Below are 23,405 nucleotides of genomic sequence, written 5' to 3'. Positions count from 1 at the left end.
GGCGCAGTCTGCAACGACTACCCCCAACCTGCCCACCCTAGGCGACGCGTCGCGCGAGGATCTGTCGCCCGTGATGGAACAGCGCCTGGGCGAAGAAATCATGAACGACATCCGGCGTGACCGCGATTATCTCGACGATCCGCCCATCATCGAATACCTGAACAACCTGGGGCAGACGCTGGTCGCGGCGCGTCCCGGCGCGCGCGGCGATGCCAACTACAGCTACTTCTTCTTCGTGGTGCGCGATCCGATGCTGAACGCGTTCGCGCTGCCAGGCGGGAATATCGGCGTGCACTCGTCGCTGCTGCTGGCGGCGCAGACCGAATCCGAACTGGCGTCAGTGCTGTCGCACGAAATCGGCCACGTGGCGCAGCGCCACATTGCGCGCCAGATCGGCGCACAGAAAACCGATGCGCTGATTCCGCTGGCGGCGATGATTCTCGCCGCGCTGGCATCGAAGGCCAGCAGTGACGCGGCGATCGGCGTGTTCATGGGCGGGCAGGGCCTGGCCATCCAGCGCCAGCTGAATTTCAGCCGCGATGCGGAACGCGAAGCGGACCGTGTGGGCTTCCAGATCATGGGCGAAGCGGGCTATGACGTGAGTGGCATGGTGGGCTTCTTCCAGCGCCTGCAGCAGACCACGCGCAACTACAGTGACATCGTGCCGGCGTGGCTACAGACCCACCCGCTGACCACGGAGCGTATCGCCGATATCCAGGCACGCATCCGCGAAACGCCTTTCCGTCCGCGCGTGGATGGCACGGACTTCTTCCTGGTGCGCTCGCGCGCCCGCGTGCTGCAGGATGAGAGCGAAAAAGGCCTGGCCGAATCAAAGGCATTCTTCCAGACGCAGACGGAAGCGCCGGGCCGCCAGCAAGTCGCGGCCGGCCAGTACGGCCTGTCGATGGTCGCAATGCGCCAGCACGATTACGCGGGCGCCCAGCAATGGTTGGACAAGGCGCGCGCCACCCTCGACAAGGCGCCCACCGCCGGGGCTTTCAGTTCTCCCATGCCGCGCGGCCAGACCGATACCGAACTGGCCTTCCTGTCGTTGGAAATCAAGCTGGCGCAGGAAGACAATCCGAAAGTGATTGCGGCGGCGGTCAAGGAGGCGGAGGCGGCGCATGCGCGCTATCCGCTGTCGCGCGGCCTGGCCTGGCAGTATGCGGACGCGATGATTAAAGGCGGCAAGTCGGACGAGGCGGCACTATTCCTGCGCGATCAGCTGCAGATGTACCGCAGCGAGCCGGAGCTGTATGACTTCCTGGCGCAGGCGTATTCGAAGCAGGGTAAGATCGCGCTGCAGCACATTGCGCTGGCCGAGTCCTATGTGCTGCAAGGCGGCACCATGGCGGCACTGGATCAGCTCGGTCTGGCGCGCAAGGCGCCTGATGCGACCTACTACGACCAGTCGGTGATCGATGGCCGCGAGCGCGAACTGCAGGCCAAGCGCCGCGAGATGCTGGGCGATAAGAAGAAGGACAAGGATAAGGATTAAAGCCGGCGGCGGTTCATGGCGGATCGATGATCCGCCCTACATCAAACATCGCGTATTTCATCGAAGATGCGTAGGGCGGATCATCGATCCGCCGTTCAAGCGTAGCGCTTACGCCGGCGTCGGCACGCGGCGGAAGCCCAGTTGCTCCACATCCGTGCGCGCAATCGGCGAAACAGGCACTGCGCGGCCGCCCGTGCGTAGCACCAGTTCACCGTCCGCATGCTCCAGCCAGTCGAGCAGCGCTTCATCACTGGCGGGCGTTCCGTCCAGTTCCAGCAACGGCAGCACTTGCGCGAAATCGCGATCGTCCAGTTGGGCGACGGTTTCGCCTGAGCGCAAAATCAGTTCGCCCGTTTCGGTCAGCCATGCCTGATCCGGCACGCCGAGTGGCGCACCCGTATGCAGCACGAAGCCCTGCACAGGATCGGTGCGGGCAATAAAGGGCGTCGCTTCCAGATTTAGATAAACGCGCTGCGGACCGTTCTGGAAATACCAGCACCCGCGCTCGTCCTTCAGGTAATTACGGACGATGAAGCCCACCAGCGCTGGATTGTTCAGCTTATCGCCCGGTTGATTGAAATGCTGGGCGCGCTCATCGCGCATGCGCCAGTTGCCGCGCGCATCCAGCGCCAGCCAGCCGTAGCAGTGCGGCACATTGGGCCATTTCGCGATTGCCTGTTTGACGATTTCATCCATGCATCAAGCCTCGCACAAGGCGCCGTTTTTTGGCGCAGGCACCGAGCGATTCCCTTCCAGGAAATGCAGCATGCGCAAGGGCAGCCAGCTCAGGCTGCCCGGCAGACTGCCGGTGGCGAAGCCCACATGGCCGCCTTCTTCCGGATAGTCCAACACCACCTGCGGCGACGCGGTGCTTGGCAAATGCACACCAGGAAAGAAGGGATCGTTCTTCGCATTCAGCACCAGGGTCGGCACGGTGATGTCGTCCAGCACATGCTTGGCGCTGGCGCGGTCCCAGTAATCGTCGGCATCGCGGAAACCGTGCAGCGGCGCCGTCACGATATTGTCGAAAGTGTGCAGGTCGGTGGCCGCCATCATCGCATCGAGATCGAACAGGTCGGGGAACTGCTTCAACTTGGCCACGCACTTCGGCTTCATGGTCTGCAGGAACATGCGGCTGTACAGGCGATTGAAGCCGCGCGACAAGGCATTGCCACCTTTCGCCAGATCCATGGGCGCCGATACCGCGCATGCAGCATCCACAAATTCGGCCTGATGCTGCGACTCGCCCAGCCAGCGCAGCAGGGCATTGCCGCCCAGCGAGACGCCGCAAGCATAGAATTTGCCGCTGGTGCGTGGGCGCAGGCGGCGGACGATCCAGTCCAGTTCAACGATATCGCCGGAGTGATAGAAGCGCGGCGCCAGATTGCTTTCGCCGGAGCAGCCGCGGAAATGCGGCACGGCGCCCGACCAGCCGCGCTGCGCGAGCTCTGCCATCAAGGCGCGCGAGTAGTGGCTATCGGACGAACCTTCGAGGCCGTGGAACAGCACCACGAAGGGTTTATCCGCCTGGCCATCGACAAAATCGACGTCGATGAAATCCGCGTCCGGAGTGGTCCAGCGTTCGCGGCGGAAGCGCACAGCCGGCTTGGCCATGCAGGTGGCAGGATAAATGGTTTGCAAATGGCCGCTAGGCAGCCAGAAAGGAGCGATGTAGTTCATGATGCGTCTTTGGCGGACCTTATGAGTCCACTCTGCGTCGTGGGCGGACCATTGATCCGCCGTTTATCTAGTGCAGAATCGGGGCGCGCGTATCAAGTGGCACGGGACCCGGCGCTACAGACACATGATGCAACACAATACGCCAACCCTTCGGTGTCTTAACGTACACATTGGTCGCAACAAGGTGTGCTGGCTCGCCACTTTTTGCCGTAACGCCTTCTATGACAGTATGCACCGAACTCATCAGGTTGTGCGTTTCGTGCAGCTGGGAGGGGGTAATATGCAAGCCACCGTGCTCTAAAAGCAACTGCCACGACTCGCGGATTTGCGCGTGGCCAATCAGGCGCGGTCCGCCGGGGTGAATGCAGACGATTTCTTCATCGTCTGCCCACAGCGCCATCAGGGCATCGAGATCCGCCCGGTTCAACGCGTCATAGAAAGCTGCTTCAACTTCTTTGGCGCTGCCGATCTGGTGCTTGCGAACCATGGGGGCTCCGGGCGTTTTCGGGAAGATTAGTGATGGCCGGCTTCGGTGCCCGGCTTCAGGCGATACGCGGTGCCGCAGTAGGGGCATTTGGCTTCGCCGTGCTTGAAGTCGAGGAATACGCGTGGGTGCGAGGACCACAGTGGCATGGCCGGATTCGGGCAGTATGCCGGCAGATCTTTGCCATCAAGTTCGACTGGGGCTGGGGCGTTGCTCATCTTCTAATGCTCCGGGGTATTAAAAAGCACGATTTTAATCCATTCGCGCAATGAGAAGAATTCGCCGTTAAAATGACGCCTTCCATTGATAGCGCCGCCAGCGAAGGATTTCATTGTGTGGCTATTAGACCACATGACTTTTCCTGCCGCCGAGCCTGATATTGCTGCACACGACCCAGCGTTGTGGCGCGAGGGCGTGCGCAAAGGCTTGCCGACCTTGTTCGGCATTCTGGCGTGGGGACTGGTGGTCGGCGTGGCGATGGTCAAATCCGGCCTGACCGTGCCGCAAGCGCTGGGAATGACTTTATTTGTCTACGCCGGTTCCGCCCAGTTGGCCTCGCTGCCGCTGATCGCGGCGGGCGCGCCGATCTGGGTGATCTTCCTGACCGCGCTGGTGGTCAATCTCCGCTTCGTTATTTTTGCCGCGATCCTGGCGCCACATTTTGCGAAACTGCCGCTGAAGCAGCGCTTTTTCCTTGGTTATGCGGCCGGGGACATGACGGTGGCGCTGTATTTGCAGAAATTCCCGACTGACAAGCCGGAGCCGGGCAAGGTGTCCTACCTCAAAGGTTTGCTGTATCCAAACTGGGCGGCCTGGCAAGTGGGCTCGATTGCCGGCGTGCTGCTGGGCAGTACGGTACCGGCGGAGTGGGGACTCGGCTTTGCGGGAACGCTGGCGATTATCGGCATCACGGTGCCGATGGTGACGACCAGCCCGGCGCTGTGCGGGGTGCTGGTGTCCGGCGCTGTGGCCGTGGCGGCGGCCGGTATGCCGTACAAGCTGGGCCTGCTGATGGCCGTGCTGGTTGGCATGGCGGTGGCAATGGGCGTGGAAAGTCTTCAGGAAAAGAAGATGGTGAAGCATGTCTGACCTGGAGGTTTGGCTGACCATCATTGCGCTCGGCTGCGCGACCGCCGCCACGCGCAGTTCATTCTGGCTGGTGGGCCAGCGCATTTCCATCCCGACCCGCGTGCAGGGCATGCTGCGCTACGCGCCGTCCTGCGCCTTGGCCGCCATCATCGGCCCCGACTTGCTGCTCGATCCGGCGGGCGTGGTTTCGGTTGGCATTCACAACTACAAGCTGTTCGCGGGCATCGCCGCCGGCGCCTACTACCTCATTCGCAAGAGCATGCTCGAAACCATCATCTTCGGCATGCTCGCCTACACCGCTCTGCGGCTCCTGCTCGCCTAAATGCGGGGTCGGGTCTGTCTGCATGTCCCAAGGACAGACCTGGACCCCGAATTTGGTGGTTGACGAGGTGATAACAAACGGTCGAAACGTGCTGGCATTCAGGTAAAATAGCGGTCTTTCCAACTTATTGTCCCTTTGAGTAGCCATGCTGAAATTTAACCGCCTGGAAGACCTGGCCGCGCAGAATGCGCTGCAGGGCAAGCGTGTATTTATTCGTGCCGATCTGAACGTGCCGCAGGACGATGCGGGCAATATCACCGAAGATACGCGCATTCGCGCTTCCGTGCCGGGTATTCAGATGGCGCTGAAGGGTGGCGCTGCAGTGATGGTGACATCCCACCTGGGCCGTCCGACTGAAGGCGAGTTCAAGCCGGAAGACAGCCTGGCGCCGATCGCCAAGCGCCTGTCCGAGCTGCTGGGCCAGCCGGTTGAGCTGAAACAGGACTGGACCGGCGGTGTGGAAGTGAAGCCAGGTCAGGTCGTGCTGCTGGAAAACTGCCGCGTCAACAAGGGCGAAAAGAAGAATTCCGATGAGCTGGCCCAGAACATGGCCAAGCTGTGCGACGTCTACGTGAACGATGCTTTCGGCACCGCGCATCGCGCCGAAGCCACTACCCACGGCATCGCCAAGTACGCACCGGTCGCCGCGGCCGGCCCGCTGCTGGCTGCTGAGCTGGACGCGCTGGGCAAGGCCCTGGGCGCGCCGGCCCGTCCGTTGCTGGCCATCGTGGCCGGCTCGAAAGTGTCGACCAAGCTGTCCATTCTGAAATCCCTGGCCGACAAGGTCGATAACCTGATCGTCGGCGGCGGCATCGCCAACACCTTCATGCTGGCTGCCGGCCTGAAGATCGGCAAATCGCTGGCCGAGGCCGACCTGGTGGCGGAAGCGAAAGCCATCATCGACATCATGGCCGCCCGCGGCGCGCAAGTGCCGATTCCTGAAGACGTGGTCTGCGCCAAGGAATTCTCCCCAACCGCGGCCGCCACCGTGAAAGCCGTGGCCGACGTCGCCGACGACGACATGATCCTGGACATCGGYCCGAARACCKCCGCSMARCTGGCMGAGCAGMTCAAGGCCGCCGGCACCATCGTGTGGAACGGCCCGGTAGGCGTGTTCGAATTCGACCAGTTCGGCGAAGGCACCAAGACCCTGGCCATGGCAATCGCCAACTCCAAGGCCTTCTCCATCGCCGGCGGCGGCGACACCCTGGCCGCCATCGCAAAATACGCAATCACCGACAAGATTGGCTATATCTCCACCGGCGGCGGCGCCTTCCTTGAGTTCCTGGAAGGTAAAACCCTGCCGGCAGTGGAAATCCTGGCGCAACGCGCCCAGCAGTAAAGGCAAAAGGCGCTCGCAAAGCGCCTTTTTTACTCTCACCGCACATATCGAGGAACTCTCTAATGTCTCGTGGCACCAAGATCGTCTCAACCATCGGCCCTGCATCCACTGACCTGAACGTCCTGATCCGCATGATCAAGGCCGGCACCGACGTCGTGCGTCTGAATTTCTCGCACGGCAAGGCGCAAGACCACATCGACCGCGCCAAACTGGTGCGCCAGGCCGCTGCTGAATGCGGTAAGGAAGTGGCGATCATGGCCGATATGCAGGGTCCGAAGATCCGCATCGGTAAATTCGAGAACAACAAGATCGAGCTGGCCAACGGCGACAAATTCATCCTCGATGCGAAGTGGGGCGAGAACGGCGAGCTGGGCAACCAGGAGCGCGTGGGCCTGGACTACAAGGCACTGCCGAACGACCTGAAGCCGAACGATGTGCTGCTGCTGAACGACGGCCTGATCGTGCTGACCGTGGACAAGATCGTTGCCCACGAAATCTACACCACCGTAAAAATCGGCGGCGAGCTGTCCAACAACAAGGGCATCAACCGCCAGGGCGGCGGCCTGACCGCGCCGGCCCTGACCGCCAAGGACATGGAAGACATCAAGACCGCGATGTCCTTCCAGGCTGATTATCTGGCCATCTCCTTCCCGAAGAACGCCACCGATATGGAAATGGCACGCCAGCTGGCCAACATCGCCGGCGAGCCTTTCGGCTTCAAGCCGATGATGATCGCCAAGATCGAGCGCGCTGAGGCGATCCCTGCGCTGCAGGAAATCCTGAACGCCTCCGACGGCATCATGGTGGCGCGTGGCGACCTGGCGGTGGAAGTGGGCAATGCCGCTGTGCCTGCGCTGCAGAAGCGTATGATCAAGATGGCGCGCGAATCGAACAAGATCGCCATCACCGCGACCCAGATGATGGAGTCGATGATCTTCAACGCCGTGCCGACCCGCGCCGAAGTATCCGACGTGGCCAACGCCGTGCTGGACGGCACTGACGCCGTGATGACTTCCGCCGAAACCGCCTCCGGCAAGTACCCGGTCGAGACTGTCGAAATGATGGCCGCGATCTGCGTGGAAGCCGAGCAATCCGAATACAACAAGCTGGACGCTGATTTCCTGAACGTGCGCTTCACCCGCATCGACCAGTCGATCGCCTACGGCGCCCTGTTCACTGCGCACCACCTGCGCGTGAAAGCCATCGTGGCCCTCACCGAATCCGGTTCCACTGCCTTGTGGATGAGCCGCCACAGTATCGACACTCCGATCGTTGCGTTGACGCCGAGCGTCACCACGCAGCGCAAGGCCACCCTGTACCGCAATGTACGCTCCTTCCAGCTGATGCAGGACGCACCGACCGACGTCGTGCTGCGCGCCGCGGAAGACCTGCTCGTGCAACAGGGCATTGCCAAAAAGGGGGATATGATTGTGGTTACCTGGGGTGCGCCGATGGGCAAAGTCGGCGGTACGAATGCGTTGCGCATCGTCAAGGTCGGCGAATTCACGCACCGCGCAGAACAGCGCTAAACGACAGATTTCTTTATTGATTGGAGTACCACCATGTCTCTCGTATCCATGCGTCAACTGCTGGACCACGCCGCTGAACACGGCTATGGCATCCCGGCATTCAACGTCAACAACCTGGAACAGGTGCAGGCCATCATGGCCGCCGCCGACGCGCTGAACAGCCCGGTGATCATGCAGGCGTCCGCCGGCGCCCGCAAATACGCCGGCGAAGCCTTCCTGCGCCACCTGATCGATGCAGCCGTGGAAGCTTACCCGCACATCCCAGTGGTGATGCACCAGGACCACGGCCAGTCCCCGGCCGTCTGCATGGCTGCCATCCGCTCCGGCTTCACCTCGGTGATGATGGACGGCTCCCTGCAGGCTGACGGCAAGTCTGTCGCTTCCTACGAATACAACGTGGACGTGTCCAAGGAAGTGGTGAAGTTCGCCCACTCCATCGGCGTGACCGTGGAAGCGGAACTGGGCGTGCTGGGTTCCCTGGAAACCATGAAGGGCGACAAGGAAGACGGTCACGGCGCGGAAGGCACCATGACCCGCGAGCAGCTGCTGACCGACGTGGCGCAAGCCGCCGACTTCGTGCAGAAGACCCAGTGCGACGCGCTGGCGATCGCCATCGGCACCTCGCACGGCGCGTACAAGTTCACCCGCAAGCCAACCGGCGACATCCTGGCGATCGACCGCATCAAGGAAATCCACGCCCGCATTCCTAACACCCACCTGGTGATGCACGGTTCTTCGTCGGTGCCACAGGATCTGCTGGCCATCATCCGCGAATTCGGCGGTGACATGAAGGAAACCTACGGCGTGCCGGTGGAAGAGATCCAGGAAGGCATCCGTCACGGCGTGCGCAAGATCAATATCGACACCGATATCCGTCTGGCCATGACCGCTGCGATCCGCAAGTACCTGTTCGAGAACCCATCCAAGTTCGACCCGCGCGATTACCTGAAGCCAGCCCGTGCTGCCGCTGAAGAAATCGTGAAGGCGCGCCTGCAGGCATTCGGCTGCGAAGGCCAGGCCGGCAAGATCAAGCCGATCCCGATGGAGAAGATGGCAGAGCGCTACAAGGCCGGTGAACTGGCCCAGATCGTGAAGTAAAACCGGTAAGTGCTGATGGCAGCCACGATGTGGCAGCCATCCGGCCACTGCCGCGTCCAAGGTGGCTGGCACAACGTGCCTGCCACCAGGTTTCCCCCGGTTTTAAATTTTCAGAATTCCCCCGCTATGAACAGCCTTTACAAGTCCACTATCAAATCCCTGCCGCTGCTGGGCCACGGCAAAGTCCGCGACAACTACGCCGTTGGCACCGACAAGATCCTGATCGTCACCACCGACCGCCTGTCCGCCTTCGACGTCGTGATGAACGAGCCTATCCCCGGCAAGGGCATGGTCCTGAACCAGATGAGCGATTTCTGGTTCGAGAAACTGGGGCACATCGTGCCGAACCACCTGACCGGCGTTACGCCGGAATCCGTGGTGGCAGCCGATGAAGTGGACCAGGTCAAAGGCCGCGCCGTCGTAGCCAAGCGTCTGAAGCCGATCCTGGTGGAAGCCGTGGTGCGCGGCTACATCATCGGTTCCGGCTGGAAGGACTACCAGGCCACCGGTTCCATCTGCGGCATCAAGCTGCCGGAAGGCCTGCAGCAAGCCGACAAGCTGCCGCAGCCGATCTTCACCCCGGCCGCCAAAGCCGACCTGGGCGAGCATGATGAAAACATCAGCTTCGAAGACATGGAACAGCGCATCGGCGCCGAACTGGCCGCCAAGATCCGCGACGTGGCGATCAAGCTGTACACCACCGCCGCCGATTACGCCGCCACCAAGGGCATCATCATCGCCGACACCAAATTCGAGTTCGGCCTGGAYGASAACGGCRYGCTGMMSCTGATGGATGAAGTGCTGACTGCCGAYTCSTCGCGYTTCTGGCCAGCCGACTCCTACCGTCCAGGCATCTCGCCACCGTCCTACGACAAGCAATTCGTGCGCGACTACCTGGAAACGCTGAAGGACTGGAACAAGTCCCCGCCAGCACCAGCGCTGCCGGCTGACGTGATCGACAAAACCCAGGCCAAGTATTTCGAAGCCATCGAGCGCCTGACCGGCGAGAAGCTGAAGGTATAAGCATGGCAGACCAGAACAAGCCGCTGGTCGGCGTGATCATGGGCTCGTCCTCGGACTGGGACGTGATGCAGAATGCCGTGGCCATCCTCAAGCAGTTTGGCGTGCCTTACGAGGCCCAGGTGATTTCCGCGCACCGCATGCCGGACGAGATGTACGCATACGCCAAGAGCGCGCGTGAGCGTGGCCTGCGCGCCATCATCGCCGGCGCTGGCGGCGCTGCCCACCTGCCTGGCATGGTCGCTGCCATGACCATCGTGCCGGTGCTGGGCGTGCCTGTGCCGTCGAAGTACCTGCGTGGCGAAGATTCGCTGCTGTCCATCGTGCAGATGCCGAAGGGCGTGCCGGTATCCACCTTCGCCATTGGTGAAGCGGGCGCCGCCAACGCGGCCCTGACTGCCGTTGCCATCATCGCCACCACCGACGATGCGCTGGCTGCCAAGCTGTCCGATTTCCGCGCCCAGCAAACCGCCGCCGCACAGGCCATGAAACTGCCGTCTGAATAATGAGTAATGCAACCAACCCACCAGCGTGGCTGGGTGTGATGGGCGGCGGCCAGCTTGGCCGCATGTTCGCCCACGCCGCGCAAAGCATGGGCTACAGCGTGGCCGTGCTGGAACCATCCGATGATTGCCCGGCGGGCCAGGCGGCCAATCGCCTGATCAACGCCGGCTACAGCGACGCTGCCGGCCTCGATGCGTTGGCCGCGCAATGCGTGGCGGTCACCACCGAGTTCGAGAACGTGCCGGCCGACAGCTTGTCGCGTCTGGCGCAATCGGTCTTCGTTGCGCCGAATGCGCACGGCGTGTCCGTGGCGCAGGACCGCGTGGCGGAAAAATCCTTCTTCGTTTCCTGTGCGCCGAAATCCGGCGTGATGCCTGCACCGCATAAAGTAATCGCTTCGCAAGCCGACATCGACGCCATCGCCGATGATCTGCTGCCGGGCATCCTGAAAACGGTGCGCATGGGTTACGACGGCAAGGGCCAGGTGCGCGTGAAGTCGCGTGAAGATGTGCGCGCCGCCTTCGAATCCATGGGCGAGGTCACCTGCCTGCTGGAGAAGATGCTGCCGCTGGCGTATGAAGTGTCCGTGCTGACCGCGCGTGGCGCCGATGGCCAGTCGGTTGTGTATCCGATCGCCGAAAACGTGCACCGCGACGGCATCCTGTTCACCACCACGGTGCCGGGACCGAATGTGTCCGCCGAATGCGCCCGCAAGGCGCAGGATGCGGCACAGGCCATCGTGGCGGAGCTGGGTTATGTGGGTGTGCTGTGCATCGAGTTCTTCGTGCTGGCGGATGGTTCGCTGGTCGTGAACGAGATGGCGCCGCGTCCGCACAACAGCGGCCATTACACCATCGATGCCTGCGTCACCAGCCAGTTCGCGCAGCAAGTCCGCGCGATGGCCAGGCTGCCGCTGGGCGATGTGCGCCAGCACTCGCCGGCCGTGATGCTGAACATCCTCGGCGATATCTGGTTTGACGGCGATTTGCAGCGTGAACCGGCGTGGGACAAGGTGCTGGCACTGCCGGGCGCCAATCTGCACCTGTACGGCAAGGAAGATCCGCGCCGTGCACGCAAGATGGGCCACCTGACCTTCGTCGCGCCGACGCTGGCGGAAGCGCAGCAGCATTTGAACGCCGCCTGCGCCATCCTGGGTATCGCGCCATGACCGAGCAGTTCCACGCCGTTGCCGCGGCAGCCGATGCGCTGGCGGCCGGCGAGCTGGTCGCGTTCCCCACCGAGACCGTGTATGGCCTCGGTGCGGACGCTGAAAATCCGGCCGCGGTGGCAAAGATCTACGCCGCCAAAGGCCGCCCGCAAGACCATCCGGTGATCGTGCACGTCGCTCCCGGCGCCGATCTCGATTACTGGGTAACCGATGTCCCTGACGCAGCGCGCCAGCTGGTCAAGGCGTTCTGGCCCGGTCCGCTGACGCTGATCCTGAAGCGCAACGCGCATATTCCCGATGCGGTATCCGGCGGGCAGGACACCGTTGGCATCCGCTGCCCATCGCATCCGGTGGCAATTGAACTGCTGTCCGCGTTCAAGAACGGCAAGGGCGGCGTCGCTGCACCATCGGCCAATAAATTTGGCAACGTCAGCCCGACCACCGCGCAGCACGTGCGCGATGAATTCGCCGGAGAAGTCGGCGCGGGCAACGTGATCGCTGCGGTGCTCGATGGCGGCAACAGCCAGGTCGGCATCGAATCGACCATCCTCGATCTCTCGCGTATGGCCACGCATGGCCCGGTACTCTTGCGTCCAGGTCACATCTCCGCCGAGGAGATCGCGCAAGTGATCGGACAACTGCCGCAGGCACCCGACCAGGCCGCGCCGCGCGCATCCGGTACGCTGGAATCGCATTACGCACCGAAAGCGCCGGTGGCGCTGTTGCCAACCCGCGACATCCCGGACACCGTTTCCGCGCTCGCCGCCCGTGGCCGCAGGGTGGCGCTGATTCACTACACGCCAATCGCAGCCAGGGCGCCATATGTTGCGCTCCCCGATGAGCCAAAGGGGTATGCTTATGGTGTGTATGCCGCGCTGCGTGCGATGGACCAGGAGCAGGTCGATCTGATCCTCGTTGAAGCACCGCCGCAGGATGCCGCATGGGCTGGCGTGAACGATCGCCTGCGCCGTGCCGCCTTCGGTTCCGCCGGCATTATCGAGCGTTTCCTGACGCCGTAACCGCCGGGGAGATCAGCCTCCTGCGCGTTGCGCATGGAGGCTGTGATGTTCTCTTTACGACTTCTCGCAGCAACGCTGGCGGCTGTCCTGGCCGCAGCCCCGGTTTTTGCCGACCCTCCAGAACCAAGCCTGTTGCCCCTGAGTGCCGCGCCGCCCGTTTCTGCGGCAGGTGTTGCCACGGCCACCGGCGGCGCATCGGCGGCGCGTTCCGCCATGACGGTGCAGCCTTCGCAACGCGGCAAAATCCTGTCCGGCCCTACGATGCAGAAAATCAGCGTGGGTCCGATCAGCATGAAGCACATCGAACCTTCGACGCTGAACGAGTTGCTCACGCGCGCATCGGACGCGCTGCGCGAAGCGGTGGGCGAGCCGCACTGCACCATCACCACGTATTCGGTGCGCTACAACACCGTGGGCGGCCATGGCGAGCCGACCGACGCCAGCGCCGCCATCATCACGCCCACCGGCAAGGAGGCGATGTGCAAAGGCGATCGTCCCATCCTGCTGTACGCGCACGGCACGTCGATCGCCAAGGACCACAATATGGCCCGCCTGCGCGGCGAGGCGCAACTGGTGGCGGCTTTGTTCGCATCGCAGGGCTATATCGTCGTGGCGCCCAATTACGCGGGGTATGACGGTTCCTCGCTGCCTTACCATCCGTATCTGAACGCGGAGCAGCAATCGGCGGATATGGTCGATGCCTTGCGCGCTGCGCACATCGCGCTGGCGCGCCTGAAGCAGGGCTACTCGCAGCAGCTGTTCGTCGCGGGCTATTCCCAGGGCGGCTTCGTGGCGCTGGCCACGCAGCGCGCCATCCAGCAGCAGTACAGCAATGAATTCACTGTGACGGCGGCAGCAGGTCTGTCCGGGCCGTATGCGCTGGCGCAGTTCTCGGATAACGTTTTCAGCGGCAAACCGAATGCGGGCATCACGGTCTATCTGCCGCTGATCGCGACCTCGGCGCAGAAGGCGGGAGCTGCCATCTACGGCACGCCGGGCGACTTCTATGAAAGCCAGTACGCAGCGGGCATCGAAACACTGCTGCCCGGCAGCATGTCGCGCACCGATCTGTTCAAGCGCGGCAAGCTGCCGACGCGCGGCTTGTTTGCGCCGGACTCGCAGCCTCAGTCGGCCGGCGCCAGTGCCTTCTTCGCCGATCCGCACCTGGTGCGCAGCAGCTACCGCGACGCCTATCTGCAGGACATGGCCAGCTTCCCCTGCAATGGCGATCCGGGCGCGGGCTGCACCTCGCATAACAATCTGCGCAAATGGATGCTGAAGAACGACCTGCGCAGCTATACGCCGCAAAGCCCGCTGCTGCTGTGCGGCGGCGCCGGCGACCAGGCCGTGCCGTTCGCAAATGCCACGGCGACCGCAAGCTATTTCGAAGCGCACGGCAGCAAGCCGGTGCTGCTCGATCTGGAAGCGCATGCCCAGCAGGACCAGTTCACACCGCTGCGTCTTTCGTTCGCGCATGTACTTGAAACGGCGCGCGCCAGCGCCATCAAGGACGGCAAAAATCCCGATGAAGCCGTCGGCGAACGCTATCACTCCCGCTATGCAGCGCCTTTCTGCTTGCTAGCCGCTCGCCAGTTCTTCAACGCCTCGCTGCGCTGATCATGCAACGCGGCAGTGTAAATACTGCCGTTTCTACAAAATTTCCCTTGTATAAGTCTCATTGGTGCTGGCATATTATTTGGACTGCGAATAGCACAAGCGTTCGCATGCATAAGAATATTTACCCCCAGGAGACAAAATGCGTCATACGAAATTCGCGTTGGCCGCAGTTGCAGCGGCTGCGGCAGCAGTAATTGCAGGTTGTGGTGGTGGCAGCGGCCCACGTGCCGGCGATCAAACCCCTAAAGTCAAATATTCCGCACAGATTGTCTTTGGCGACAGCCTGTCCGACATTGGTACTTACGCCGTGGGTACCGTCAAAGCCCTGGGCGGCGGCAAGTTCACCATCAATGGCAACAATACCTCGGTCAACGAAGCGCTGACCGGCCTCACCTGGACCGAGCTGCTGGCGAATCAGGTCGGCCTGGGCACTCAGTGCCCATACATGACCGGCCTGGAAGGCGATGCCACCAAAGGCTTCAACGTGCCTGTGGCCACCAACACCAGCTGCAATAACTATGCACAGGGCGGCGCCCGTGTGACCAACCCGGTTGGTCCGGGCAACAAGGCTACCGGCAGCGCGCTGGGCGCACTGACCGTGCCTGTCGCCAAGCAAATCTCGAATCACCTGGCCAAGGTCGGCGGCAAGTTCAAAGGGGACGAGCTGGTGCTGGTCATGGCCGGCGGTAACGACATTCTGGAAGGCCTGGACGAGCTGAGCAAGAACGCCACCGCCGCCGGTACCGCGGCGGGCGCACAGACCTTTGCTACCAGCCTGGTCGGCCAGCTGGCTGCCGGCGCACCGAATCCGCAAACCGCAGCACAATCGATCGGCCTGGCCGTCGCTTCCGAGGCTGCACGTCCTGGCCACACCGACACCAGCGTGGTGCAGGCTGCCGTGACTGCTGCCGTGATGGCAGGAAATACCTCCGCCGCTTCCCCTGCCGTGTACGGTCCGATGGTTGCCAAGGCACAGGCCGACGCGACTGCCGCCGGCACCAAGGCCGGCGCCGACTACGCCGCAGCGCACGGCCCGGATCTGGTGGCGGCACTGGGCCAGGCCGGTGCCGAACTGGTGGCACTGGTGAAGAACCAGCTGCTGGCCAATGGCGCCAAGTTCGTGGTCGTCAACAATATGCCTGACGTGGCCAGCACGCCAAGCGGCCTGGCGCAGGATGCCAATACCCGCACCCTGATCGGCGCCATGGTCAAAGCTTTCAACGACCAGCTGACCAACGGCCTGGCCACTGAAGCCAATGTGCAACTGGTGGACGTGTACTTCGTCAGCCACGACCAGGCGACCAACCCTGCGCCATACGGCCTGACCAATGTGAAGGACACCGCCTGCGACCTGGCTTCGCCGAAGAACCCGCTGGCCAGCTCGCTGACCTGCAACGGCGGCAACCTGAAGGCCGGCGACGTGAGCCACTACTCCTATGCGGACTCGGTGCACCCGACCCCGTTCAACCACAAGCTGCTGGCACGCTATGTGTCTGAAAAGATGGCCCTCAAGGGCTGGATGTAATCAGCCCAAGACCACAGGAGACACTATGAAAATTCGTATGCAACACGTAGCCAAGCTGGCGGCCCTGGCCGCCGCAATGGGCCTGTCGATGGGCGCGCAAGCGCAGTCGAAGGGCGAGTACATGGTCAAGGTCGGTGTCAACCGCCTGATGCCGCAAGTGGAAAGCGGCGAGTTCACCGCGCCGACCCTGCCGGGCTCGAAGACCGATGTCAGTGCCGACACCAAGCCGCTGGTCACCGGCGCCTACATGATCACCGATAACATCAGCACCGAGCTGCTGCTGGGTGCACCGCTCAAGCATGATTTGAGCGGCGACGGCATGATCAAGGGCGTTGGCAAGCTGGGCACCGCGGAAGCGCTGCCACCGACCCTGATGTTCCAGTACCGCTTCATGGAGCCGAACGCGAAGTTCCGTCCTTACGTCGGCCTGGGCATCACCTACGCTTACTTCCGCAAGGAAACTGGCTCCGCCACGCTGACCGCCTTCATCGATCCGGGCGCAGGCAAGCCGGTGACCTTCGAGATGGATTCCAAGTGGGCCRGTAACGCGCAGATCGGTGGCACTTACCGCATCAATGAGCACTGGTTCGGCGACGTTTCCGTAATCAAGACCAAGCTGAAGACCACCGCGCACTTCAGCACCGGCCAGAGCATCACTGCCAAGCTCGACCCGATCGCAGTCACCCTGGCAATCGGCTACAAGTTCTGATTTAAGACCAAGAGCGTAACTCTAGTGGCAGGCACATCGTGCCTGCCACTTGCTTTTGGGCCGGGGGTTTTGATTACTGGAAGGCCTGGATGCCGGTCTGGGCACGGCCCAGGATCAGGGCGTGGATATCGTGGGTACCTTCGTAGGTATTGACCACTTCCAGGTTCACCATGTGGCGGATGATGCCGAACTCGTCCGAAATACCGTTACCACCCAGCATGTCGCGCGCCACGCGGGCGATGTCCAGCGACTTGCCGCAGGAATTGCGCTTCATCATCGAGGTGATTTCGACCGCAGCCGTGCCTTCGTCCTTCATGCGGCCCAGGCGCAAGCAGCCTTGCAGGCCCAGGGTGATTTCGGTCTGCATATCGGCCAGCTTCTTCTGCACCAGCTGGTTGGCGGCCAGTGGACGGCCGAATTGCTTGCGGTCCAGGGTGTACTGGCGGGCGGTGTGCCAGCAGGCTTCCGCAGCGCCCAGCGCGCCCCAGGCGATGCCGTAGCGTGCCGAGTTCAGGCAGGTGAACGGACCTTTCAGGCCGCGCACGTCCGGGAAGGCGTTTTCTTCCGGGCAGAACACTTCATCCATCACGATTTCGCCGGTGATGGAAGCACGCAGACCGAACTTGCCGTGAATTGCCGGCGCGGACAGGCCTTTCATGCCTTTTTCCAGGATGAAGCCGCGAATCGCGCCTTCGTCATCCTTGGCCCACACCACGAACACGTCGGCAACCGGGGAATTGGTGATCCACATCTTGGAGCCGGTCAGGGAATAGCCGCCCGCCACTTTCCGAGCGCGGGTCACCATGGAGCCCGGATCGGAACCGTGGTTCGGCTCGGTCAGACCGAAGCAGCCGATCCATTCGCCGGTGGCCAGCTTCGGCAGGAATTTCTGGCGCTGTTCTTCGGTACCGAATTCATAGATCGGCACCATCACGAGCGAGGATTGCACGGACATCATCGAGCGGTAGCCGGAGTCGACGCGCTCCACTTCGCGCGCGATCAGGCCGTAGGCCACGTAGCCCAGGCCTGGGCCGCCGTATTGTTCCGGAATCGTCGGGCCCAGCAGGCCCAGTTCGCCCATCTCCTTGAAGATCGACGTATCCATCCGCTCGTGGCGGAAGGCTTCCAGGATGCGCGGCGCCAGCTTGTCCTGGCAGTAGGCGGCGGCGGCGTCGCGCACCATGCGCTCTTCGTCCGTCAGCTGGCTGTTCAGCAGCAGCGGATCGTCCCAGTGGAAGGGGGCTTTCGTCTGGCTCATTGTCTCTCTCTATTGGTTGATAAAGTTTCTACTTCAGGGGCGCTCCAGCCCAACAAACTGCCCGCCGTGGAAGACCAGCGGCGCGCGCGGCGTCAATTCGCAATGCTCGACCTCGCCCACGAAAATCACGTGGTCGCCCTCCGGATAGCGGCTGCGGTTGTGGCATTCGAACCACGCGGTGCAACCCTTCAGGACAGGCTGGCYCGTGCGCGACAGCTCGAATTCCACATTGCCGAAAGGATCTTCGGTGCGGGTGGAAAACAGCTTCGCCAGATGGGCCTGGTCGGCGCTGAGCACATTGATCACATAGTGCGAATTGCCACTGAATATGGGCAGGCTGTTGGCTCCCGTACCCAGGCTCCACAGCACCAGCGGCGGCTCCAGGGAAACGGAATTGAATGAACTGGCTGTCAACCCGCGGAACCCGCCATCGGCCAAGCGTGTRGTGATCACGCAGACACCTGTGGCAAATTGCGACAGCGCCTGGCGAAATTGGGTACTGTCGAACTCGCGCAATTCGGCGCGGGGGGAGCTAGTATTCATGCTGAACCTGTTTAATTCGAAACAATTATCTCAAAAGCCGTCCAGTAAAACCTTGGCGAAAGCGACCTCGATTTTCAGTATGGCGGCAAACTGCAAGCATACAGGGTTGGTTTGGGATACAGTAGGGAAACTGACATGTCAGGGAGGTTTCTATGAGCGAAGTCGCAGTATTAGGCGGCGGCTGCTTCTGGTGTACCGAGGCGGTGTATCTGCAAGTACGCGGGATTGCCAAGGTGGAATCCGGCTATTCGGGCGGCGCTGCGCCGAATCCGAGCTACGAACAGGTATGCACGGGCGATACCGGCCATGCGGAGGTCGTGCGGCTGGAATACGACCCGGCCGTCATCAGTTATCGTGACATTCTGGAAATCTTCTTCACCATCCACGACCCGACCACCCTGAACCGCCAGGGCAACGATGTCGGCACCCAGTACCGCTCGGTGATTTACCACCAGTCGCCGGAGCAGGAAGCGACCGCGCGCCAGGTCATCGCGGAGATGGCCCATGTGTGGGATGCGCCCATCGTGACGGAACTGTCGGCCGCCCAGCCCTATTACAAGGCTGAGGACTATCACCAGAACTACTTCGCGCAGCACCCTTTGCAGGGTTACTGCGCTTTCGTAGTGGAGCCGAAGGTGGCCAAGTTCCGCAAGATGTATTCGAACAAGCTCAAGTAGGGCGGATCATCGATCCGCCGTTGTGCGCGCGCCGTGGACGGCGGATCGATGATCCGCCCTACGCGTAGATGTATTTGCGCGACCAGGGCAGGGCTTGCGACGCGCGCCCCGCCTTGCCGCACACGATCTGATACAGGCTGATCCAGTCCTGTTCGAAGGCGTAGCTGCAGCCGGCCAGGTAGACGTGCCAGATGCGGAAGCGCTTGTCGCCCGCCAGTTCGCGTACTTTTTCCTCGTTCTGCTCGAAATTCTCGGTCCAGATGCCGCAGGTCCTGGCGTAATGGCGGCGCAGGTTTTCCACGTCGAACGCTTCCAGCTGGCCTTGCTGCATCGCCTTCAGTACCTGGCCGATATGCGCCAGCTCGCCGTGCGGGAACACGTACTTCTCGATGAACTCGCCGCCGCCATAAGGCGTTTCGCCGTTGTCCGGATCGGTGGATGTGATGCCGTGATTCATGCATACGCCATCGTCGGCCAGCAGGCGGTTGATGATGCCGAAGTATTCCTGCAGGTGGCGAATGCCGACGTGCTCGAACATGCCCACGCTGGTGATGCGGTCGAAGGTGCCGGTCACATCGCGGTAATCCTGCAGGCTGATATCGATCAGGTGCTCCAGTCCTGCCGCGCGCACCCGTTCAGTCGCCAGCGCGTGCTGGTTCTCCGACAGCGTGATGCCCACACAGCGCGCGCCATACTGCTGCGCCGCGCGGATCACCAGGGCGCCCCAGCCGCAGCCGATGTCGAGCAAGGTCTGCCCCGGCTGAAGCTGAATTTTTTTCAAGATGTGATCGATCTTCTTGATTTGCGCGCTGGCCAGGTCCTCGTCGCCGTTTTCGAAATAGGCGCAGGAATAGACCATGTTCGGGTCCAGGAACTGCTGGTAGAACTCATTGGAGACGTCGTAGTGGTAGCGGATCGCTTCCGCGTCTTTCTTGCGGTCGTGATGGAAGGTGCGCACGATGCGCGACAGCTTGCCGCTTTCCTGCAGCGTGCTGCGCGCCAGCGCGTTGACCACTTTGATCATATCCGCTGCACGCCCTTTGACCTCGATCGCGCCTTCCACATACGCCGTACCCAGGTTGGAGAGCGAAGGCGAGAGCAGATAGCGCGCAGCCGAAGGATTCGGCACGCGGATCGTCACGCGCGGGGCCTCCTTGGAGAAATCGAAGCTGCGGCCATTCCACAGTTCGACCCGCAAGGGTATGGAGATCTGGGTAGCGACACTATCGACCCAGGCGTTGATGCGGTTCTGTACAAACATTGAGCCTCCATTGGTCATCGTTCCGCTGGAGGCCCGGTGGCTTTATGGCTGGATGCGTTCCCTGGTCCAGCTGCCGTCCGCCTGCAGCGTGTACACAATCCTGTCGTGGAAGCGCGAAGCGCGACCTTGCCAGAATTCCACACGGTCCGGCACCAGGCGGTAACCCCCCCAGTGCACCGGACGCTGCGGCTTGTCGCCGCTTGCCGCTTCCACCGCGGCGAATTGCGCCTCCATCTGCTCCCGGCTTCCAATCGGCTGGCTTTGCTGCGACGCGATGGCGCCCAGCTGGCTCTTCAAAGGACGGCTGTAGAAATACTTGTCGCTGTCCTCGGCCGATGTCTGTTCCACGCGGCCCTCGATGCGTACCTGCCGTTCCAGCTCGGGCCAGAAGAACAGGATGGCGGCATGCGGGTTTTCCGCGAGTTGCTGGCCTTTTTGGCTCTGATAGTTGGTGTACCAGGTGAAGCCGCGCTCGTCGTACTGCTTGATCAGCACGATGCGCGAACTGGGGCGCCCGTCCCTGCCCACGGTGGCCACGCTCATCGCGTTCGGCTCGTTCACCTGCGCCTTCATGGCTTCATTGAACCACTTGGCAAATTGCGCTACCGGTTCAGCCAGCGTATCAGCTTCGGACAGGCTGGCGCGCCCGTAATCCATCCTCAGGTCGGCCAGGGCGATGCCACCGGCAGACGGCAGCAGGCCGCGGCGCTGCTGCATGGCCTCGCCCAGGATAGCCATCTGGGCGGGACTCWGAATCCGTTTTGCCATGGGGGCGATGTGGGCCTCTTCGGTTTCCATGTGGGCGCTATAGGCCTGCACAAAGCGCGTGACATCCTCTGCATTCAGGGCGGCGCTGGAACCGTTGGCAATCTTGTCGAGTTGCGAATCGATTATATGCCAGTCTTTATCCATTTGCTGGTGCTGCTCCAGAATTGCGGGCGCCAGGGTGCGCAGGAGGGCGGCGTCCTCGTTTTGCGCCGTCGCCTGGAGCATGGGCAGCAGGTCGACTTCCTCATCGTCGTGATGCAGATGGGCAGCCTTGTTGAAATATTTCTGCACCGCCTGCGCCGCCTGCTGCGCTGCCGCATCGGCGCCGTGCTGGGGCAAGTGGCTCAGCAGGTTTTGCAAGGTTTGCAATTGCTTGCGGATCTTGTCGTGGCAATGTTTGAGGACGGCGATGGGCTGGTCGTAGCCGGGTGCCGTGTCGATCAGGGAGTTGCTCATGGCGGTAGGCGTGGCAAGTTAGGGTAGGGTAGGAAGGGTCTGTTACCAGAACCCCTCCCCCCTAAGAACCGTGCATGCGATTTTCACCGCACACGGCTCAAGCATAATAAGAGTCCCTATACAGGAACCGGTTTCACAACCTTTAACCCAAGGCGGTGCACTTGAGTATGGCAGTTGGGGTGTAATAGTACGCGATTTCCAAGGGCGTCCGACCCGCCCATCACACGGTATTCAATGTGGTGGTCGTGCCATCCTGTGTCCATGTCCATCTCGCATTCACAGAGCGCGCACAGGCCGCGCTGGTCCGCATACAATTTGGCCCACTCCTTTCGGTAGCTCATGTTTTTCAACATGCGTTCCTGCCGGAGAGTTTCACCGTATGCTTCCCATTGCGGATCATAGGGGTGGTACTCCCCAATGACCTTCTTGTGGCGCTCAATAGCTGTACTCGCTAACGAGTACAGTTCCATTACACCTTTCTTGCCATCTTTCGTTACAACGTCCGCAGCAAATACCCGCTTTCGATCACCGATTGGCCGCCAGTACTTCTTGTTAATCCAATCGACACTCTTGTTCGGATGCCTGCGCTTGGCCCACCGCATCAGTCGCCAGAACAGCAACGACTCCATGCGCGAGAACGCCTGTTTGGCTACTACGGGGCTGTGATACTGCGCCCAACCGCGTAGAACTGGATTTAACAGCCGGATCAAGTCTTCCTGCCGGACCATCAAATGCTCGCCAATGATTTTCCTCAGCTTGTCGTAGAACGATTTCGCGTTCTTCTTACTCGGCTTGATGAACAGTTTTCCATCGTACTTCCTGAAATTCCATCCGAGGAAATCGAAGCCCTGGTCGATGCTTACGATCTTGGTTTTGGCCTCAGACAGTCGCAGACCTCGTTGTGCGAGGAAGGTTTCTATCCATGGCCTGATTTCTGTTTCAAGCAGTTCTACTGAACCGCCTGGAACCACGAAATCATCCGCGTATCGTATTACACCAACTTTGAGCCCTTTGATTTTTGACGTACCAAACTTCGCACTAAGGTGCTTGAGCAGTCCCGTCTCCAAACCATTTAGCGTCCAGTTTGCCAATGCAGGGCTGATGATGCCGCCCTGTGGGGTTCCCGCTGTGGTTGCCAGCAATTGCGCCCGGTCGACTACACCTGACCTCAACCATTTCCGGAGAATCTCCTTGTCCATACAGACATGTTTGATCAGCCAGTCATGATTGATGTTGTCGAAGAAGCCTTCAATGTCCGCATCCAGTACCCACCGGGCCGAAGCCTTTTGGGACAACTTGATGAACAACTGGCTCATTGCGTCGGCAGTGGCGCGGTTTTTCCGAAATCCATAAGAGTTCGGGTCGCTCACTGCCTCCAAGACTGGGTCGAACGCCAGCAAATGCAGCGCTTGCATGGCTCGATCCTTCATGGTCGGAATGCCCAAGGGGCGTTCCTTTCCATTGGCCTTAGGGATGTAGACCCTCCTTAGTGGCAGGGGCCGATATCCACGTTTCTCCAACTGCGCTATTGCCGCAAACTTCTGCGGCGGTGTATCCCATAATTGCCGGTCTACACCTGCGGTACGTTTGCCTTGGTTTTCTGTCACTCGTTTGACTGCCAGTGCTTTCGCACTAAACGAGCGGGTCAGCCACCGTTGTAGGGATTTCACCCTGCGCCAGTCGCCTTCCTGTGTCGCCTTCGTTAGTCGAATCTGCATGACTCTTACATTCTTTTGAACACGCCGCCAATCTATGGCAGCCCATTCAGTCGGAATGTGTGAGGACGCAGAATCTAAATTGCTTTCGATTTCTTTCATTGCTGTTCCTCGGTGTAGAGA

At 61.4% G+C, this 23,405-nt stretch carries 23 protein-coding genes; 14 read left to right on the top strand and 9 right to left on the bottom strand.

The features are described 5' to 3' along the window. The first annotated feature begins 28 nt into the window (after nucleotides 1–28). Nucleotides 29–1,498 carry a M48 family metallopeptidase gene (locus AB4Z11_RS01840; protein ID WP_442022351.1) on the top strand — a complete coding sequence of 490 codons (1,470 nt, stop codon included), beginning with the start codon at nucleotides 29–31 and terminating at the stop codon, nucleotides 1,496–1,498. A 108-nt stretch (nucleotides 1,499–1,606) separates the two neighbouring features. On the opposite strand, the gene AB4Z11_RS01835 is transcribed toward AB4Z11_RS01840, so the two are convergent. The 4 genes from AB4Z11_RS01835 to AB4Z11_RS01820 all read right to left on the bottom strand — a co-directional run bounded on the left by AB4Z11_RS01835 (nucleotide 1,607) and on the right by AB4Z11_RS01820 (nucleotide 3,880). After that, nucleotides 1,607–2,194 carry a DUF2946 family protein gene (locus tag AB4Z11_RS01835; protein WP_442022349.1) on the bottom strand — a complete coding sequence of 196 codons (588 nt, stop codon included), beginning with the start codon at nucleotides 2,192–2,194 and terminating at the stop codon, nucleotides 1,607–1,609. Between the two features lie 3 nt (nucleotides 2,195–2,197). Continuing rightward, on the bottom strand, nucleotides 2,198–3,178 hold the full coding sequence (locus AB4Z11_RS01830) for a YheT family hydrolase (RefSeq protein ID WP_442022347.1): 981 nt from the start codon (nucleotides 3,176–3,178) through the stop codon (nucleotides 2,198–2,200). Nucleotides 3,179–3,245: 67 nt separating this feature from the next. Beyond that, entirely contained in the window at nucleotides 3,246–3,665 is a 420-nt protein-coding gene (locus AB4Z11_RS01825; protein ID WP_442022345.1) for a YybH family protein, read from the bottom strand. A 26-nt stretch (nucleotides 3,666–3,691) separates the two neighbouring features. Next, nucleotides 3,692–3,880 (bottom strand): zinc-finger domain-containing protein, encoded by a 189-nt coding sequence (locus AB4Z11_RS01820; protein WP_442022343.1) that lies wholly within the window; start codon nucleotides 3,878–3,880, stop codon nucleotides 3,692–3,694. 133 nt (nucleotides 3,881–4,013) lie between these two features. On the opposite strand from AB4Z11_RS01820, the gene AB4Z11_RS01815 reads away from it, so the two are divergent. From AB4Z11_RS01815 to AB4Z11_RS01760, 12 genes are all read left to right on the top strand, one after another. Continuing rightward, nucleotides 4,014–4,751, top strand: coding sequence for an AzlC family ABC transporter permease (locus AB4Z11_RS01815; RefSeq protein WP_442022341.1), 738 nt, complete (start codon nucleotides 4,014–4,016; stop codon nucleotides 4,749–4,751). Further along, nucleotides 4,744–5,073 (top strand): AzlD domain-containing protein, encoded by a 330-nt coding sequence (locus AB4Z11_RS01810; protein WP_442022339.1) that lies wholly within the window; start codon nucleotides 4,744–4,746, stop codon nucleotides 5,071–5,073. Before AB4Z11_RS01815 ends, AB4Z11_RS01810 begins: the two co-directional genes overlap by 8 nt. A gap of 145 nt (nucleotides 5,074–5,218) precedes the next feature. Continuing rightward, complete coding sequence (locus AB4Z11_RS01805; protein ID WP_442022337.1) at nucleotides 5,219–6,415, top strand: phosphoglycerate kinase; 1,197 nt, start codon at nucleotides 5,219–5,221, stop codon at nucleotides 6,413–6,415. A gap of 62 nt (nucleotides 6,416–6,477) precedes the next feature. After that, on the top strand, nucleotides 6,478–7,944 hold the full coding sequence (gene pyk / locus AB4Z11_RS01800; RefSeq protein WP_442022335.1) for a pyruvate kinase: 1,467 nt from the start codon (nucleotides 6,478–6,480) through the stop codon (nucleotides 7,942–7,944). 33 nt (nucleotides 7,945–7,977) lie between these two features. After that, nucleotides 7,978–9,042, top strand: a complete 1,065-nt coding sequence (gene fba / locus AB4Z11_RS01795) for a class II fructose-bisphosphate aldolase (protein ID WP_442022333.1) — start codon at nucleotides 7,978–7,980, stop codon at nucleotides 9,040–9,042. A gap of 126 nt (nucleotides 9,043–9,168) precedes the next feature. Next, on the top strand, nucleotides 9,169–10,065 hold the full coding sequence (locus tag AB4Z11_RS01790) for a phosphoribosylaminoimidazolesuccinocarboxamide synthase (RefSeq protein WP_442022331.1): 897 nt from the start codon (nucleotides 9,169–9,171) through the stop codon (nucleotides 10,063–10,065). Nucleotides 10,066–10,067: 2 nt separating this feature from the next. Continuing rightward, nucleotides 10,068–10,568: a 5-(carboxyamino)imidazole ribonucleotide mutase gene (gene purE, locus AB4Z11_RS01785; protein ID WP_442022329.1), complete on the top strand. Its 501-nt coding sequence runs from the start codon at nucleotides 10,068–10,070 to the stop codon at nucleotides 10,566–10,568. Beyond that, nucleotides 10,568–11,734, top strand: a complete 1,167-nt coding sequence (locus AB4Z11_RS01780) for a 5-(carboxyamino)imidazole ribonucleotide synthase (protein ID WP_442022327.1) — start codon at nucleotides 10,568–10,570, stop codon at nucleotides 11,732–11,734. Before purE ends, AB4Z11_RS01780 begins: the two co-directional genes overlap by 1 nt. After that, on the top strand, nucleotides 11,731–12,753 hold the full coding sequence (locus AB4Z11_RS01775; RefSeq protein ID WP_442022325.1) for an L-threonylcarbamoyladenylate synthase: 1,023 nt from the start codon (nucleotides 11,731–11,733) through the stop codon (nucleotides 12,751–12,753). Before AB4Z11_RS01780 ends, AB4Z11_RS01775 begins: the two co-directional genes overlap by 4 nt. A gap of 45 nt (nucleotides 12,754–12,798) precedes the next feature. After that, a complete protein-coding gene (locus AB4Z11_RS01770; protein ID WP_442022323.1) occupies nucleotides 12,799–14,370 on the top strand; it encodes an alpha/beta hydrolase family protein in 1,572 nt (523 codons plus the stop codon). Between the two features lie 139 nt (nucleotides 14,371–14,509). Then, a complete protein-coding gene (locus AB4Z11_RS01765) occupies nucleotides 14,510–15,895 on the top strand; it encodes an SGNH/GDSL hydrolase family protein (RefSeq protein WP_442022321.1) in 1,386 nt (461 codons plus the stop codon). A gap of 25 nt (nucleotides 15,896–15,920) precedes the next feature. After that, on the top strand, nucleotides 15,921–16,604 hold the full coding sequence (locus AB4Z11_RS01760) for an OmpW/AlkL family protein (RefSeq protein ID WP_442022319.1): 684 nt from the start codon (nucleotides 15,921–15,923) through the stop codon (nucleotides 16,602–16,604). Nucleotides 16,605–16,677: 73 nt separating this feature from the next. Here the strand turns inward: AB4Z11_RS01760 and AB4Z11_RS01755 are convergent, their stop codons facing one another. Together AB4Z11_RS01755 and AB4Z11_RS01750 are read right to left on the bottom strand one after the other, a co-directional pair. Further along, nucleotides 16,678–17,862: an acyl-CoA dehydrogenase gene (locus AB4Z11_RS01755; protein ID WP_442022317.1), complete on the bottom strand. Its 1,185-nt coding sequence runs from the start codon at nucleotides 17,860–17,862 to the stop codon at nucleotides 16,678–16,680. A gap of 33 nt (nucleotides 17,863–17,895) precedes the next feature. Beyond that, the gene (locus AB4Z11_RS01750) at nucleotides 17,896–18,405 is read right to left on the bottom strand and encodes a flavin reductase family protein (protein WP_442022315.1); all 510 of its coding nucleotides are present in this window, start codon (nucleotides 18,403–18,405) and stop codon (nucleotides 17,896–17,898) included. Between the two features lie 152 nt (nucleotides 18,406–18,557). Here AB4Z11_RS01750 and msrA point away from each other — a divergent pair, with 152 nt between their 5' ends. Further along, nucleotides 18,558–19,082: a peptide-methionine (S)-S-oxide reductase MsrA gene (gene msrA, locus AB4Z11_RS01745; RefSeq protein ID WP_442022313.1), complete on the top strand. Its 525-nt coding sequence runs from the start codon at nucleotides 18,558–18,560 to the stop codon at nucleotides 19,080–19,082. A 58-nt stretch (nucleotides 19,083–19,140) separates the two neighbouring features. Here the strand turns inward: msrA and AB4Z11_RS01740 are convergent, their stop codons facing one another. From AB4Z11_RS01740 to ltrA, 3 genes are all read right to left on the bottom strand, one after another. Continuing rightward, nucleotides 19,141–20,343: a class I SAM-dependent methyltransferase gene (locus AB4Z11_RS01740; RefSeq protein ID WP_442022311.1), complete on the bottom strand. Its 1,203-nt coding sequence runs from the start codon at nucleotides 20,341–20,343 to the stop codon at nucleotides 19,141–19,143. Nucleotides 20,344–20,385: 42 nt separating this feature from the next. Beyond that, nucleotides 20,386–21,567: a pyridoxamine 5'-phosphate oxidase gene (gene pdxH / locus AB4Z11_RS01735; protein WP_442022309.1), complete on the bottom strand. Its 1,182-nt coding sequence runs from the start codon at nucleotides 21,565–21,567 to the stop codon at nucleotides 20,386–20,388. 116 nt (nucleotides 21,568–21,683) lie between these two features. Further along, nucleotides 21,684–23,384, bottom strand: a complete 1,701-nt coding sequence (gene ltrA / locus AB4Z11_RS01730) for a group II intron reverse transcriptase/maturase (protein ID WP_442022307.1) — start codon at nucleotides 23,382–23,384, stop codon at nucleotides 21,684–21,686. Between the last annotated feature and the right edge of the window lie 21 nt (nucleotides 23,385–23,405).

The organism is Pseudoduganella sp. RAF53_2 (assembly GCF_052113985.1).
Taxonomy (GTDB): domain Bacteria; phylum Pseudomonadota; class Gammaproteobacteria; order Burkholderiales; family Burkholderiaceae_D; genus Rugamonas.
Note: the sequence above shows the minus strand (reverse complement) of the source record. Positions and strands in the feature narration are given on the sequence as shown.

What these genes read in the sequence shown, in the direction of transcription:
- AB4Z11_RS01835 (WP_442022349.1), bottom strand. Translation starts at nt 2,194, where the DNA reads ATGGATGAAATCGTCAAACAGGCAATCGCGAAATGGCCCAATGTGCCG.
- AB4Z11_RS01830 (WP_442022347.1), bottom strand. Translation starts at nt 3,178, where the DNA reads ATGAACTACATCGCTCCTTTCTGGCTGCCTAGCGGCCATTTGCAAACC.
- AB4Z11_RS01825 (WP_442022345.1), bottom strand. Translation starts at nt 3,665, where the DNA reads ATGGTTCGCAAGCACCAGATCGGCAGCGCCAAAGAAGTTGAAGCAGCT.
- AB4Z11_RS01820 (WP_442022343.1), bottom strand. Translation starts at nt 3,880, where the DNA reads ATGAGCAACGCCCCAGCCCCAGTCGAACTTGATGGCAAAGATCTGCCG.
- AB4Z11_RS01815 (WP_442022341.1), top strand. Translation starts at nt 4,014, where the DNA reads ATGACTTTTCCTGCCGCCGAGCCTGATATTGCTGCACACGACCCAGCG.
- AB4Z11_RS01810 (WP_442022339.1), top strand. Translation starts at nt 4,744, where the DNA reads ATGTCTGACCTGGAGGTTTGGCTGACCATCATTGCGCTCGGCTGCGCG.
- pyk (WP_442022335.1), top strand. Translation starts at nt 6,478, where the DNA reads ATGTCTCGTGGCACCAAGATCGTCTCAACCATCGGCCCTGCATCCACT.
- fba (WP_442022333.1), top strand. Translation starts at nt 7,978, where the DNA reads ATGTCTCTCGTATCCATGCGTCAACTGCTGGACCACGCCGCTGAACAC.
- purE (WP_442022329.1), top strand. Translation starts at nt 10,068, where the DNA reads ATGGCAGACCAGAACAAGCCGCTGGTCGGCGTGATCATGGGCTCGTCC.
- AB4Z11_RS01780 (WP_442022327.1), top strand. Translation starts at nt 10,568, where the DNA reads ATGAGTAATGCAACCAACCCACCAGCGTGGCTGGGTGTGATGGGCGGC.
- AB4Z11_RS01775 (WP_442022325.1), top strand. Translation starts at nt 11,731, where the DNA reads ATGACCGAGCAGTTCCACGCCGTTGCCGCGGCAGCCGATGCGCTGGCG.
- AB4Z11_RS01770 (WP_442022323.1), top strand. Translation starts at nt 12,799, where the DNA reads ATGTTCTCTTTACGACTTCTCGCAGCAACGCTGGCGGCTGTCCTGGCC.
- AB4Z11_RS01765 (WP_442022321.1), top strand. Translation starts at nt 14,510, where the DNA reads ATGCGTCATACGAAATTCGCGTTGGCCGCAGTTGCAGCGGCTGCGGCA.
- AB4Z11_RS01755 (WP_442022317.1), bottom strand. Translation starts at nt 17,862, where the DNA reads ATGAGCCAGACGAAAGCCCCCTTCCACTGGGACGATCCGCTGCTGCTG.
- msrA (WP_442022313.1), top strand. Translation starts at nt 18,558, where the DNA reads ATGAGCGAAGTCGCAGTATTAGGCGGCGGCTGCTTCTGGTGTACCGAG.
- AB4Z11_RS01740 (WP_442022311.1), bottom strand. Translation starts at nt 20,343, where the DNA reads ATGTTTGTACAGAACCGCATCAACGCCTGGGTCGATAGTGTCGCTACC.
- ltrA (WP_442022307.1), bottom strand. Translation starts at nt 23,384, where the DNA reads ATGAAAGAAATCGAAAGCAATTTAGATTCTGCGTCCTCACACATTCCG.